The organism is Candidatus Ancaeobacter aquaticus (genome assembly GCA_030765405.1).
GTDB lineage: Bacteria > Auribacterota > Ancaeobacteria > Ancaeobacterales > Ancaeobacteraceae > Ancaeobacter > Ancaeobacter aquaticus.
On record JAVCCP010000047.1, the window covers coordinates 1 to 14,761 of the forward strand.

At 39.4% G+C, this 14,761-nt stretch carries 17 protein-coding genes; 4 read left to right on the forward strand and 13 right to left on the reverse strand.

Annotated elements, in window-relative coordinates:
* Together P9M13_05940 and P9M13_05945 are read left to right on the forward strand one after the other, a co-directional pair.
* A partial coding sequence (locus P9M13_05940; GenBank protein ID MDP8262822.1) for a hypothetical protein occupies positions 1 to 359 on the forward strand: 359 nt, incomplete at its 5' end.
* On the forward strand, positions 331 to 849 hold the full coding sequence (locus P9M13_05945) for a response regulator (protein MDP8262823.1): 519 nt from the start codon (positions 331 to 333) through the stop codon (positions 847 to 849). The genes P9M13_05940 and P9M13_05945, both read left to right, overlap by 29 nt.
* A gap of 49 nt (positions 850 to 898) precedes the next feature.
* Here P9M13_05945 and P9M13_05950 read toward each other — a convergent pair whose 3' ends face one another.
* The 11 genes from P9M13_05950 to P9M13_06000 form a co-directional block, all read right to left on the reverse strand.
* A complete protein-coding gene (locus P9M13_05950; protein MDP8262824.1) occupies positions 899 to 1,471 on the reverse strand; it encodes an HdeD family acid-resistance protein in 573 nt (190 codons plus the stop codon).
* A gap of 116 nt (positions 1,472 to 1,587) precedes the next feature.
* Entirely contained in the window at positions 1,588 to 1,956 is a 369-nt protein-coding gene (locus P9M13_05955; protein ID MDP8262825.1) for a response regulator, read from the reverse strand.
* Positions 1,957 to 2,008: 52 nt separating this feature from the next.
* Complete coding sequence (locus P9M13_05960; protein ID MDP8262826.1) at positions 2,009 to 2,746, reverse strand: ABC transporter ATP-binding protein; 738 nt, start codon at positions 2,744 to 2,746, stop codon at positions 2,009 to 2,011.
* Between the two features lie 13 nt (positions 2,747 to 2,759).
* A complete protein-coding gene (gene cbiQ, locus P9M13_05965) occupies positions 2,760 to 3,527 on the reverse strand; it encodes a cobalt ECF transporter T component CbiQ (protein ID MDP8262827.1) in 768 nt (255 codons plus the stop codon).
* Positions 3,528 to 3,533: 6 nt separating this feature from the next.
* Positions 3,534 to 3,833 (reverse strand): PDGLE domain-containing protein, encoded by a 300-nt coding sequence (locus tag P9M13_05970; GenBank protein MDP8262828.1) that lies wholly within the window; start codon positions 3,831 to 3,833, stop codon positions 3,534 to 3,536.
* Complete coding sequence (locus tag P9M13_05975; GenBank protein MDP8262829.1) at positions 3,826 to 4,473, reverse strand: energy-coupling factor ABC transporter permease; 648 nt, start codon at positions 4,471 to 4,473, stop codon at positions 3,826 to 3,828. The genes P9M13_05970 and P9M13_05975 overlap by 8 nt, the downstream gene beginning before the upstream one ends.
* A 140-nt stretch (positions 4,474 to 4,613) precedes the next feature.
* Positions 4,614 to 6,086, reverse strand: coding sequence for a carbohydrate porin (locus P9M13_05980; GenBank protein MDP8262830.1), 1,473 nt, complete (start codon positions 6,084 to 6,086; stop codon positions 4,614 to 4,616).
* 151 nt (positions 6,087 to 6,237) lie between these two features.
* Entirely contained in the window at positions 6,238 to 6,690 is a 453-nt protein-coding gene (gene nikR, locus P9M13_05985; GenBank protein ID MDP8262831.1) for a nickel-responsive transcriptional regulator NikR, read from the reverse strand.
* 18 nt (positions 6,691 to 6,708) lie between these two features.
* A complete protein-coding gene (locus P9M13_05990) occupies positions 6,709 to 7,128 on the reverse strand; it encodes an ATP-binding protein (protein ID MDP8262832.1) in 420 nt (139 codons plus the stop codon).
* Positions 7,118 to 9,061 (reverse strand): SpoIIE family protein phosphatase, encoded by a 1,944-nt coding sequence (locus P9M13_05995; GenBank protein MDP8262833.1) that lies wholly within the window; start codon positions 9,059 to 9,061, stop codon positions 7,118 to 7,120. The genes P9M13_05990 and P9M13_05995 overlap by 11 nt, the downstream gene beginning before the upstream one ends.
* 24 nt (positions 9,062 to 9,085) lie before the next feature.
* Positions 9,086 to 10,801 (reverse strand): cation:proton antiporter, encoded by a 1,716-nt coding sequence (locus P9M13_06000; GenBank protein ID MDP8262834.1) that lies wholly within the window; start codon positions 10,799 to 10,801, stop codon positions 9,086 to 9,088.
* Between the two features lie 197 nt (positions 10,802 to 10,998).
* Between P9M13_06000 and P9M13_06005 the strand changes: the two genes are divergently transcribed.
* Together P9M13_06005 and P9M13_06010 are read left to right on the forward strand one after the other, a co-directional pair.
* A complete protein-coding gene (locus P9M13_06005) occupies positions 10,999 to 12,123 on the forward strand; it encodes a histidine decarboxylase (protein MDP8262835.1) in 1,125 nt (374 codons plus the stop codon).
* Positions 12,124 to 12,125: 2 nt separating this feature from the next.
* Positions 12,126 to 12,548 carry an ACT domain-containing protein gene (locus P9M13_06010; GenBank protein MDP8262836.1) on the forward strand — a complete coding sequence of 141 codons (423 nt, stop codon included), beginning with the start codon at positions 12,126 to 12,128 and terminating at the stop codon, positions 12,546 to 12,548.
* 100 nt (positions 12,549 to 12,648) lie between these two features.
* Here the strand turns inward: P9M13_06010 and P9M13_06015 are convergent, their stop codons facing one another.
* Together P9M13_06015 and P9M13_06020 are read right to left on the reverse strand one after the other, a co-directional pair.
* Positions 12,649 to 13,974: a dicarboxylate/amino acid:cation symporter gene (locus tag P9M13_06015; GenBank protein ID MDP8262837.1), complete on the reverse strand. Its 1,326-nt coding sequence runs from the start codon at positions 13,972 to 13,974 to the stop codon at positions 12,649 to 12,651.
* A partial coding sequence (locus tag P9M13_06020; GenBank protein MDP8262838.1) for a transporter substrate-binding domain-containing protein occupies positions 13,956 to 14,761 on the reverse strand: 806 nt, incomplete at its 5' end. The genes P9M13_06015 and P9M13_06020, both read right to left, overlap by 19 nt.

A 14,761-nucleotide genomic window follows, 5' to 3' on the forward strand; every position in this document is an offset into this window, starting at 1 on the left:
CTCACTATATCTCAGAATTCATACATGCTGATTTTCTGGAAGAATTTAACCATGATGAAGTTGATCTGAGTATTTTATCACTGTCATTTTGCCGCGAGAACTCCATTGCGGCTGCAAAGGACAAAGATGGAGAAAAAGCTATCGTAATAAGTAATCCGTTTAACTGGAGCCTTTTAGACCTTATAGACCAGATTGGCGGCGAAACGAGTTCTTATAAAATTGTTATCGCAACACCCAAAACTATAAAGGATGTATTACAGAGCGAATATTTCGCCGCTCTTGCAGTGCGAAAAGAAGAACAAGCACCAATACCTTCTGCGGGTAAAACAAATGACTGTCTCACCAAGAGACGTGTATGAAAAAGTACTGGTTGAAGAAATGCAGCATGACGTAAAGGAAGAAATAAGTTCTCAACCAAAAGAAGAGGTCAAACACATACAGAAGGAAGTCGAGCAGAAAACAGACCAGACTGAAACTAAGAACCCATCCATCCTTATTGTTGAAGATGATCCCGACACACTCACATTGATTGAGCTCCATTTAAAGAATGCGGGCTATGAAATCACCTCTGCCGTTGATGGGATCGACGCACTCATGCTTTTAGGTAAAAACACCTTTGATTTGATACTTTCCGACATAAACATGCCTAATTTAGATGGATTTAAACTACTTGAAATGGTACACCAGAAAGGCATACCATCACCGGTAATATTTTTATCGGCAATATCTACAGAAGAAGCTGAACTAAAAGGACTAGAAATGGGAGTTGAAGACTTTATTAAAAAGCCATTTAAAAAAGAAGTTCTTTTATTGAGGATAAATAATATACTCAAAGCCCAGAAAAAATAAAAATATTTTTTATTAAAATACACCCATCAATCGTCTACACTCGATATCATTACTTATGAGTGGATATACCTTTTCTCACAATGAATGCCAACGAAACAAGGGTTACACTTGCCATAAGGGCATAAACACCGATGACATATACAATGACAACGATTCCATTGAGCGGCCAGAAAATTAAAAACGCGCCAAATAGTATCGATAGGAAACCGCTTAATAGAAGAAGTATCTTTCCGTTTTGTTTAGATGGCAATTTAAATGCAACAACCGCTTCAAATATACCGGCAACAATTGCCCAAAAAGCTATTATATAAAGAAAAACTATCGCTGTTATGCCTGGATAAAAATAGGTAATCAAACCTGCCGCAATACCGCATATACCACGCACTATAAGTTCTCCTCTTCCGCCGGCATCCGGGTGGTGATGGAATGCTGACACTAAAGAACACACACCATCCAAAAACACAAATACACCAAAGAAAAGTATAAGAACCTCAAGAGTAATCCCGGGTACGGTAAAAGCAAAAATACCAAACAGCAGGGCAAAAATACCACGTACAGCAAGAACCCACCAGTATTTAGCTAAGATTATTTTTCCAGCATTATTGTTCAGGGCATTTTCCATAAAATATCCTCTTTCTTTATAGTATGTTAAAAGCAACAACTGATATAGCACTTCACTGATAAGACTTTTCTATGTAATCTCTCACTCGTTATAGATAGGTATTACTTCTCTATATATTACCCAAGTAAAGACTGAATTTTTTCCATTACATCTTCTGTAACATATGGTTTTCTGACAACCATATCAATACCAACATCATTACACGATTCTTCAATCAATGGGTCACCTGATGCGGTAATCGCAATAATCGGAATTTTCGATAAGTCGGTAACATTCTTAATTTCTTTGCATAGTTCATAGCCGTCAATATTTGGCATAAGAATATCAAGGAGTATGAGATCAGGCTTTTCACGGAGGATACTACTGACCGCTTTTTCGCCATCAACCTCCCATACGCAATCATATCCTTTGCTCTCAAGAATAATGCGCAACATATGAACTTGCTCTATCTCGTCTTCAATTATCAAAACTTTTTTTTGGGACATGATCTCCTCGATAACATGCATACTGTTGATCTTATTATACCACTAAACCCTATTATGTCACATTGTTTCTCAGTGAGTAGGGCACTTCAAGCCCATGAGAAATCATAAGCTCTTCATTTCTCATAATCGCATCAGAATTGCCGTCTGATATGATGCATCCGTTATCCAAAAGAATGACCCTATTACATACTTGCCGTATCATTTCAAGGTCATGTGAGGCAATTATTTTTGTATGTTTAAAGTTATTGAGTAATGTTATGAGTTCTCTCCGTGATCGCGGGTCAAGATTGCTTGCCGGCTCGTCCAACACAAGAACATCAGGAGACATTGAAAGCACGGTAGCAATTGACACCCTTTTTTTCTCCCCAAAACTCAAATGATGGGAAGGCCTGTCTATAGCACTTTCCATCGTTACTTCTCTTAAAGCCATGTGTACAGATTGTATAACATCATCTTTATTGAGACCCATATTCAGCGGACCAAAACTAACATCGTCAAAAACAGTAGGCATAAAAAGCTGTGAATCAGGGTCCTGAAATACAAGTCCCACTTTTTTTCGGATCCTGGATTTATTCTTCTCTGAAACTTTCATACCACATATAGATACTTCACCGGTGCCCTGCAAAATTCCGTTCATATGCAGGAGCATGGTTGATTTTCCCGCGCCATTGGGCCCAATGACACCGAGCGTTTCATTCTCATACAGGTTAAATGATACGTCTTGCAGTGCTTTCGTCCCATCATGATATAAAAAATTAACCTTGCTAAACGATACAACGCTTTTACTCATTACGGCTCCTGTTTTATGTCAATAGCTTGATCCCTGTTATAATGGACACGATTATAATCATACTCATTGTATCACGAAAAGTAATGGCGCTTTCATTAATAGTTACTATATGCCCTTGAAATCCCCGCGCGCACATCGCGCAATACACGCTTTCAGACCGTTCATAGCTTCGCACAAATAAGACTCCCAGCATATGCGCAAATGCCTTCCATTGAAACAGTATGTTTCTCCCGACAGTACGAGATTCTTTCGCAATTTTCATTTTGTGAAGTTCATCGATGAGAACAAATATATAGCGATACATAAACGAGAGTATTGTAATAATTATATCCGGCACCTTTAATCGTTGGAACGCTTTGAGCAGGTCTGTAAAATGTGATGTCGAGATAAGCACACTCATAACAAGTATCGATAAAAACGCTTTTATAATAACGCCTGCAAACATTTCAAGGCCTTCCTGTGTTACCGAAACGGGAATGGTAAGAACGTTAAAGGTCAGTACCGGGACGCCCTGCTTCATAAATGGCACACTCAGCGCGATCAGAAAAACAAACGGTATGATGATCATGCATCGTTTGATCAAAGCAACAACCGGAAGATGCGCAATCAAAATAAGAGACATTATCAAAAAAGCATACAATAAGAAAGAAGGGTACTTTTGCGGCGCGGTTGTAACGATACATACAATCAAATAGATGAACAATATGATCTTGAGACGCGGATCACACCTGTGCACACGACTATTTATGTCGCTGTACATGTCAATAAATGCGTGATGCATTTCTATTTACCCTTTTTTTGCATTCGGTCTTTTCAACATGCGAGCAATACCATAAACAAGAAAGAACATTATTAACGTCCCAAAAGCTCCTGCTGTTGCTGTGGCCATCCCTTCGCTTTTAATCCAGGGAAAAACGTAATCCGGTACAGGGGCGTATATTATCGGTTCTCTTTCACCTTGCTCAATAAAACTTTTTTCTTCGGCCACTTTTTCCAAACCATCGGGCGATTCAGACGCAAAGGGCGAAAGAATAACCGCGCAGAAAAGTGCTATTATAATCGCAACAAATATCTCTTTTTTACTCATGTGGTGCCTCCCTCGTATTATATATCAAATCCGGCCTAACCTTTAAGACAAAACTTATGACCAGCATGGTAATAATCGCTTCTCCGATACCAATAAACGCATGGACAAAAAGCATTGCCGGCAAAACAACTTTAAAAGGCGACATTCCGGAAAGGGCAAGTTCAACAGCGCACAACCCTGATGCACACATAACTGATACCCATGCTGCTATTCCTGCAGCTATCAGTACTTTCTTGTTATTATTGAAGATTCGTAGCATTAAAAGGTACACACAATACCCCCCCATGGTACCTATAATAGACATATTAAAAATATTAGCACCAAGAGCGGTGAGTCCACCGTCCTGAAATACAATACACTGCACTATTAATACACAGGACAACACAATGGCTGCCGCATACGGGCCGAGCAAAATTGCCGCGAGAACTCCGCCCAATAAATGTCCTGACGTTCCTCCAAGAACAGGAAAATTCAACATTTGCGCAGCGAAAATGAAAGCTGCCATGACACCCATTAAAGGAACCACCTTGTCCTGCAGAACTTCTTTCGTCTTTCTAACGCAGTATGCGAGCCCTCCAAATGATAAAACCCACGTTGATACCCATGCTGGAGTCGATAAGAATCCATCTGGTATATGCATATACACCTCCTCATGTTTAATAAATTACTATCTAATACTATTTATTCCTACTATTTCCCCTTTATATTCACCGCGTAGGTGGAACAGGGACTGTTCCACCTACGCGGTGGCGAAGCACGGGGGGAGGATTAAACCTCTAATTAAAAGTTTACCTGCGCGCGAGCACCATAAATCCATATCGTGTCGTGTTCAATCGCATCCGCGGCATTAGGATTCCATACCAGTTGAAAATTTGGTCCAAACTCAACAAAGTCATTAAACACCCACCGGTAATACATTTCAACATGCCCTTCATTCTTCCCTTTTCGCTCATAATCCGCTTTACGATAATCTTTTCCTGGTATCAGCTGGCCAATAGCCATGCCAGCAGTATCGTCTTTACGGCCCCACATACCACCCTCCATATGAAAACCTGTACTCCATGAGTATTGCACAATCGATGGACGCCTGTCCTGATTACCAAACCGCACAAACATGCCAATGTGCTCGGTTAGATACTGATCAAAACAAAGCCCCATACCCCAGTTCGTATCCTTATTAAAGTTGAGAAGATCGGGATTGTCCGGATCACGGGCAATATCGGCTTCTGAAGACAACCTCTGGTGATAACTGTCATTGTCCCATATGTAAAAACGATAGTTACCCTCTTTGTCAAAAAGCTTTGGTTTGATTGTTAGCTGAGCGATACTAAACAGGTTATCAGATATATTGTTCCAGTCCGCGTTACCGTCAAATGCGCCAAGGCTGAGTTCGCAATATTCGCACGGTTCAATGGCGGCAATAAGACCAATACTGTTATCTTCGGGAAATTCAAGCGCCGGATTGTTGCGAAATATGTCTGAGATGAATTGTCTGGTCTCGTCATTGGCAAACGCACAATTATCAAAAAATACCGACGTATCCATCTTACCGGTTAAAGCGGTGATCTTTTTGTCAAACCAGTATGTTTCAAGCCACAGCTCAGTCATCCTTATATTCGTATCATTATCAGCATCTCGGTTAACCCCGCTTAATACCGAAAGGTCCGGATCAATACCCGCCCCCTCACCTCCTTCAAGATGCAAAAATGCAGCGCCAAAATCTTTAAAGTGCTTAAATAACATCATATCAAGTGATGCATTTATGTTACGTGCTTCCTTCTTGTCCCGACCGCTTCTATTGGCATTATGCGTGCCCTGAAAAACTGCTGTACTGCCACCGCTGAATTCGAACCCCTGTATAGACAAACCGGGGCGACCTTTGTCTCTCATTGGAAGCATATCGCTCATCTCACCAAATTGCACGCGATGTATCTCCAGAGCCTTTGTAATATCCTTAATTTTGTGTGAAACATTCGTAATTGTATTATACTGATTCTTTATTTCTTCCTTATGCTGACATACCGCTTTATCATGAGTACAAATTGTTGTTGAGATCATATCAAGCTCTCTTCGTTGCTTCGCCAGCATTGATTGCTGTGTTTTAATAAGCTCGTTTTGATGTTCGATCTTTTCCTCTAACATCTGCATCCGGGAATTCAACTTCTCAAGAGTTGCAGCAATGTTAGACTGTTTTGCATAAGCGCAATTTGAGGCAACGAATAACAATCCTATAATAATTATAACTTTCTTCATATATTGACTTATGCCTCCTTATACTATTTATTGCAATTTGTAGCTATTTATATCCACCGACGCAGTGGGATAGGCGGTGTGGTTTAATAGCCGTAGAGTTTTATTATCGTGCTACGTTATTTAAATATGTAACACGAAGTGTTAAAAAAAATTAGATGTCTTTACCTGTCGATGCCATACTCAAGGTACAGTGCTTTATCCCTTTTATTGATTTTAATTTATGGACCAGATTTTGTGTATCGCGCGCATTGCCTTTTATCGCTAATATCTCCAGACAATTATTATGATCTAAGTGTATATGCTGAGTAGCCATGATCAAGGTTTGAAAATCATGCTGTATACAGGTAATAGTATTTAAGAGCTCTCTCTTATGATGGTCATATATTAAGGTAATCGCTCCGGCAACTTCTTTATCATGCTCCCATGATTCTTTGACGAGATCTTCACGAATGAGGTCACGCAACGCTTCAGATCGATTTTTGTAATTCTTATGCTCGATAAGCTCATCAAATCGTTTTATTAGATCTTTTTCTAATGAGACACCGAATCTATACAGTTCAGACATTGAGCTCTCCGTGTTACGAAAGTATAGAAAGTAACACATGTTATTTTCTGTGGCAAGTTATTTTTGAATTTTTTTTGTCATAGATAAGATATTCTTATTGTCTTTACGTCTATAGGAAAGATTATCCATAATATTTTTCACAAAATGTATCCCATATCCTCCAAGTTCACGGTCTTCGAGCTTTTTGTGTACGTCTGGACTCTCTACCGTGAGCGGATCAAAAGGATTCCCGTCATCTTCTACAATTATACATATTTCGCTATTAACCGTTTTAAGCTTTATAACGATATTGTGTTTTTCCTCATCACTATATCCATAGGTTATCGCATTAACAACAATCTCCTCAACTGCCAGATTGATATCATGCTCAAAATTCTCTAGTATATGGTGCTTTACACAAAATGCATGAAGCTTTTCTGTAAGCACATTAATCTCTTCAAGTTCATTTTTTATAACAATATTTTCTCTATCTATCACTTTTTACTCCTTCACTACTGCCGCAATATCTGAGTGCCATTAATGTAATATCATCGGCTTGCGGTGCACTTCCAGCAAACAGGGTAACATCCTCTAATATTTTATCCGCCATTTTTTTTGAGTCCATTTCATGGAATTTATTAACTTTATCTTTCAACCTTTCTTCACTGTAATCTTCTTCTTTCTCATTTATCGCTTCGGTCACACCGTCAGTATACAGTAAAAGCACATCGCCCTCCCCTAACACTAATTCCGAAGATGTATACTTTGCTTCTTCAAATACGCCTGCAATAGTACCTTCAGTACTATTCATATATTCTGACGCACTACCTGATCGCACCAAAAGCGGTGGATTATGACCAGCGTTCACATATCTGACCTTTCCTGATCTAATATCCAGCACTCCAAAGAAGAGTGTAATAAACATTGAGGAATCATTTTCCTTAATAAGCTCGGCATTTACCCTCTGAATTAATTCGCCGGGATCATGCGTTACTTGCGCAAGAGTCTTAATAAGAATCTTACCAATAGCCATAAAGAGTGCGGCAGGAACACCTTTTCCCGAAACGTCACCTATCACAAAACACAGATGATCATCATCTATAAAATAGTAATCATAGAAATCTCCACCAACCTCGCGAGCTGATTGTAAGAGCGCAAACAGATCACATTCTTTTTTTTCAGGAAATGTTTCCGGCACAAAACCCATCTGTATCCTATGAGCAACGCGGAGCTCCCCTTCCATTCTTTCTTTTGCTATCGTAGTTTCTTTAAGATTTTGTATATACTCTTTAAGAGAAACTCTCATACTTTCAAAACATGATGTTAATAAACCGACCTCATCGCGGGACGTAATCTTGGGTAGGATAAAATCCAGGTTTCCTTGAGAGACATCTTGCGTTGTTTTAGCCAGGAGTCTCAATGGACGAGTAATCGCGCCAGATATAAGGATAATAATTATACCAAGCACTATACAACCGATAACCGCTAGGCCTACATTCACTTTAGTCAGAGTATATATTGACGCCATTAATTCATCTTGCGGAAAAATAACGCCAAGCGCCCAACCGCTGGCAGGGATCGGGGCATATGCCAGCCAGTTCTTTTTGCGGGTGAGAGGATCGATTAATGGAATAAACCCCTCCTCACCGCGCACCATTTTCTGCCCAACCTCATGTAACGCATCATTGTCCATTTCTCGTGCAATATCAAATATGGTTTTGCGCATTACCATATTTTCATGCGGATAAGTTACAAATTTTCCTTTTTTTGATATCAAAACAGCATACCCTGACTCAGCAATCTTTACTGATGATACAATTTTCTGGAGCCATGCAAGACAAATATCCGCTGTCACAACACCCATACATCTTCTTTTCCCATCAACATTTTTATAAAACGGTACCGAATACGTTGCCATAATAATGTTGCCACCGCCTTTATCGTAATACGGCTCACTCCACACAGGCTTCGCCTGATCTTTTGCATTGCGATACCACGGTTGATCAAAATAATTGTATTCACTTCCATCAAGAGATGTCGATACGACCTTGTCGCCTTCTTTGTAATAGTATGGCGCGAAATACTTTTTTTGTGGATCAAAGGCATGGGGCTCAAAAGCTACTGTTGCCCCGAAAACCTCATTATTTTTTGTAACCGCAGAACGAAGCATCTCACTTATTTTTTCATTACTAAATGGTGCTTCTTCCAATAGGTATGCAAAATTTTCAGGTAGCTTTTCAACTCCCCGCAGTATTGATTCGATCTTGTTAATAGTAAGATTCACGGTATCATCTGCATTCTCACGGATCTTTTCAGCGATCAGTTTTCTGGAATAATGATAATTGTAGCTCAATATAACGACAAAGATAATAGAACTCGAAATGAGAATTGAGGAAATAAGTTTAAATGTTATACTGTTTTTCATTTTCATAGAATATTGCCTGTTATAACGCTCTTATTTTCTTACAATGTGACGGGTAGTAAACAGCTTCTGTAAAACTTTCCAAATGCCCAGATCTTCTTTTGCACGCATAATTGCGTCCCGCGCTTTTTCATCGCTCATTGACCTGGCAATAGCGGCAAGAATTTGTACCTGTACATCATCATCCTTCGGAACAAGGATCAAAAATATAAAATGTGTTGGTTTACCATCAGGTGAATCCCACTCAATACCTTCTGGAGACCGTCCAAAAATAATGACCGGTCTCTGGATAAAATCCACTCGTGCATGCGGTATTGCTATCTCATCTTCTATCGCTGTTCCCATATCATTTTCACGAACAAGAACAGTTTTAAATAAACTATCCACATCACCAATGCTTTCCTCAAAAGCCGCTTTTTCACAGAGTTCACGTATTGCAGCGTCTCTTTCATCCGTTTTGAGCTCTCCGATAACCGCCCTGCGTGAGAAATACTCTAGCAAGCTCACTTCTTTTCTTTTTCGTATAGAATAATCTAGAAGAGGCCCAAGAATAACGGTTGAAATAATCGCACCAAAAACTATCGCTTCAAATACGGGTTCAGATATAAGATTATGCTCAAGAGCCAACACACCGACAACAACTTGTATCGCACCACCGGGAATATGTGATATCGCAACTGTAAGCCTGTTTACTTTCGGTAATTTTGCAATCGATACTCCGATCCATGTACCAAAGAACCTCCCAAATGTGCCGACAACCGTAACAATGAGAACGAGAAACAGATCAAAGTTCTTAACAAAGTCGATCTTCAGACCAATACTCGCAAAGAAGAGCGGAACAAATACCGCATACACCATTTGAGATATAACCTGGCGTGTTCGTTCGGATAACGCCTTTGCTTCACCGGCCATAACACCGGCAATAAAAAAACCAAATAATGCATGGATTCCGATCTTTTGTGTAATCGCACCGCACGCAAGACCTAAGAGGCAAATAAAGGTGAGTGACGATGCGGGTTCAGGCATTTGCTTTTCTCTGATCTTTGAAATTGTATAGTTTGCGAATGTCCGGCCAACAGTCAAACATAACACGGTAAAACCAATTGCTGCACTCAACAGAAATACTATCTTTCCAAATGCCAGGTTTGCCTGAGTAAAGAAACCCAAAACTATGGTAAAAATAAGCCATCCAATAATGTCATTAACTGAAAGCGCTGACATAATTAAAAACCCTAAATCGGTTTTAGAAAGTTTCAGGTCATGCAATGCGCGGGCAACCGTAGGCAGAGCGGTAATTGCCATTACCGTGATCATAAAAAATGTAAATATCAGCCTCTGGTCAGGATTGATCAAATAGCGGCTCGGCAGGAAATAAATAGGCAAAAATGCAATTGCCATCGGGACAATAATATCGGTTAAGGCGATCTTGAGCGCATCACCCCGCTGTCTCCACGCACTCGAAAAATCGATCTCAAGACCTATTTCAAGAAGAAGAAACAGCACACCCAGCCACGATACGGTCATTAACATACTTTGCTGAATAGGATCTACAGGAAATATTATACTATGCAATTGCGGGAAATAACGCCCAAAAAGTGTCGGGCCAAGTACTACTCCTACGAGTATCTCCGCGGTCAGAGCCGGCTGTTTCCACCGACGGAACAGCTCACCCAGCCCACGAGCACACCCCAACAGTATAAATACCTGCACAAGAAAAAGCATTATGTTTTGTTCACTTAAAAACTGCATACACGCCTGCTTATCGTTATTATCACATCTCTATTCGTGTAATTATATAGCGAAGAATGAAATCTTTAAAGCAAAAACTGTTTCATATTCACCCTCAGATAATATCTCGTCAGTAAAGACTATTATGTATGTGTACATTTCTGTTATGTGTTATACTTATTATGTCTTTAAACAATTTACACGGGAACGTAGTTATTATGTTTAATCTCTCAAAAGAAGACATCGAAAAAATTGATCATATGTTTAATGAAGTACAAAACGCCTCAAAAACCTTTATGGGCTATCCATGCAATCAGGATTTTGATTATGACCGCCTCTTTCCTTTCCTTGAATACACGGTAAATAATATAGGCGACCCTTATATCCCGACACATTATCGTCTCAACTCGCATACTCTCGAACGTGAAGTGTTAGATTTTTTTGCAGGACTTATGCACGCAGATAAAGATAATTTCTGGGGATATGTCACTAATGGCGGAACAGAAGGAAATATGTATGGGCTCTACCTTGCACGTGAACTATATCCCGAGGGTATTGTATATCACTCTCAAGATGTGCATTATAGCATTACAAAAAGTTTTCGAGTTCTCAGAATGAAAAATATCATGATCCGTTCACAAAAAAATGGTGAAATTGATTACGATGACCTTAAAGAAACAATACACATCAGAAGAGAAGTTCCTCCCATTTTTCTATTAACGATCGGTACCACCATGAGAGCGGCTATCGATAACGTCGGTAAAATAAGATCAATGATGGAAGAATTGGCTATCACAGAATATTACATCCATTGTGATGCCGCTTTAAGCGGTATGATACTTCCCTTTATTGATAATGCCACACCATTTGATTTTGCTGCAGGTGCAGACAGCATTTCAGTAAGCGGACACAAATTCATAGGATGCCCAATACCATGCGGTGTCGTACTGGCAAAAAAGAAAAATGTCGATAAGATCTCAAAGTTTGTTGAATATGTCGGGACGCTTGATACAACGCTTACCGGTTCTCGTAACGGAATAAGCCCTATATTTCTATGGTATGCAATTAAAAATATAGGGGTAGATGGTTTTAAGAAAAAGGTTTCAGATTGCCTTGAGCGTGCAGACTATGCATTAGCTGAACTCAATAAGCTCGGATGCAACGCATGGAAAAATGACTTTGCAACAACCGTCGTTTTTGATCGACCATCACAAGATATTATAAACAAGTGGCAGCTGGCACCCCAGGGAGATATTTCTCATATTATCATTATGCCGAGTGTCACAAAAGAAATGATTGATGAATTTCTTGATGATATAAAGAATGCTAAAAACAAAGGCTAAATATGAACAAGATTTTTATAGTTGCTAAAAATAAAGTAGGTGTTCTTGCAACAATCACTGAACTCCTTGCTGAAAAGAATATTAATATCGATGAGATTGATGTAGATGAATTACAATCACTCAAAGGTATGGAAGCATGCGTTATATCGGTTGATAAGTACGATCTGGCTTTGGAAACATTGCGTAACGCCACTATGAAAGAAGGTCTTTTCAAAGCTGTACCACAGGAAAACCTTGTCCTTTTACTCACTGACAAGCCCGGTGCGCTTGCACACATAACCAAAAAGTTTAAGGATGCAGATATTAATATTCACGGCATGCATATTCTTGAACGAGACGGAAATCATTCTCTTGTCGGGGTATCTGTTGATCACATTCTTGAAGCAAAACAGGTAATCGCTGATTGCCTTATCTTTCCGAAATAAACAGACATATCAGACTACAGACATCAGACCATAGACTACAGACCAAAAAATTAAAATCAAAAAAAACAAAACAAAGCATCAAGAATTTCTGGGACTCAGCTTATACTTTTAATTGCGGGACTTGACTCATAGGTGTTTCAGGTTTATCAACTTTTTTCTTCCTTTTATCCGCTAACACAGCTGCCGCACAATTTGCCTGAATTTCTGTAACAGTAAGGATAGGATCTGTAATGGGACTCACAGCAAACAAAAATATTGCTGCCGCTCCTGTAGGAATTCCTAACGGCCCTAATATAAATGCTATCATACCGATTGAACCCGCACCGGGAACCTCTGGTGTTATCATCGCAGTCAAAACAGCACCAACAAGGATCATAAAATAGCCTTCAAAACCAAGATGGACATTATATATCTGAGCAACAAAAATTGATGCAAGAGCAAAGTAAAGCGCCGTACCCTGCGGATTAAGATTTACACCAAGTGGCATAATAAAATTTGCCGTACCTTTTTTTACTCCCAGATTACGATTAAGACAGCGCAATGAAGACGGTACTGCAACATAGGTATTTGACGTACCAAATGCGATAACAAGAGTATCACGCAACGCTAAAAAAGGACTAAAAAATGATCCTTTTCTTCCGGTACGCACCCATATTATATCGTTATAGATTAATATCACGATAAATGCCGCTATATAGAAAAAAACAACAAAAATCCCGAGTGCACTTAATATGTGATATCCAACTTGGGCGATCTGTGACGCAAAAAGACAGCATAAGCCGAAGGGAAATATATATCTGACCCATCCGATAAGTTTTTGAAATGCATCATAAAAAGTTTCAATTACCGTTAAGGTTATATCACCTGATCGCGATCTCACAAAACCAAGCGCTAGTCCTAAAAGAATACAGAAAAAGAGTATTGAAAGATTATCTCCACGATTAACTGCCCTGAAGAAATTTGACGGGACCATGCTTTTTATGAATCCGACAATCCCCTTACCTGACTTGTCCTGCTGACCACCTGTTGATTGTATCTCGGACTGGAGTATGACTTTTCCCAATGTTACTTGCGATTCTTCGCTGAGATCCGCTCCCGGCCGCGCAATGACACCAATAACTATGCCAATAAGACTCACCGCGAATAAACCGGTAACGAATATCACAAGAAGCCTTCCTATATACCTCATTGTCTTACCGGACTGGATCAATCGTCCAATACTCGATATAACAGCGGTGATCAAAATAGGAATAACAAACATCTGTAAAAGAGATAGAAATACGCTACCATACGGAGTTAACAATGCCGCAAAATCTTTAAAAAATATACCGAGTATAAATCCCAGTATAATCCCGGCATAAATTGCAAATGGTGACAATAACCATTTGCATGATAAAAATGAAAATATTATTTTTCTTGTATCCATGATTGATCTTTAAAGTATTTTATAATTAACTTGTCCATTGTTCCGTTCAAATCTTCTCGAAGCAAAAACTGATTTAACCATACAAACAACTGCACATCTTCCCAATGAACAGCCATTGATATCGGATCTTTTTTATCTTTTTGCACTTCCATATGTAGCCTAATTGATGCAATAGGTTTTGTCTTTAGCCATTGCTGGACGGCAACATCATCATAGATCAGGGCAAGTATCTTGCCTTTAAAAACTGCATCTGCAAGCTTATTCCAGCTATCATAAAGAACAACCTGCGCTTCAGGATATTCTTCTTTTGCAAAACCAACATATGCACTGCCGCGTACCACACCAATCATTGCATCTTTATGATTTAACAGTTTATCGAGATCGTCTCCCCGTTTCGTTTTAGCGGCAAGTAACCTGTTAATCAATAATGTTTTATACAATGTTATATACGGATCAGTGAGTAAAAGTCTCTGCGCGCGATCCAGAGTATTGCTAAGGCATGATATTGCAATATCCGCTTTTTTCTCAAGAACTAAAGTTACTACCTCGTCATATGTTTTTGCGCTGCGATCAAGCTCTAACTCCACTCCCAACTTTGATGCTATGTCCTTGGCGATTTCTACGTCAAAACCGATAAGGTTTCCTTTTTCGTCATACATAAAGACTTCTGCGAAATGACGTTTAGCGGAATAATCGCGAGGAAACGAACTCGAAAAGAGTAAAAAGTAGAGCAAGAGAAACGGGATAGCAAACGATAGCCGAAAAAAGATACAGGTATCCTGTAAAG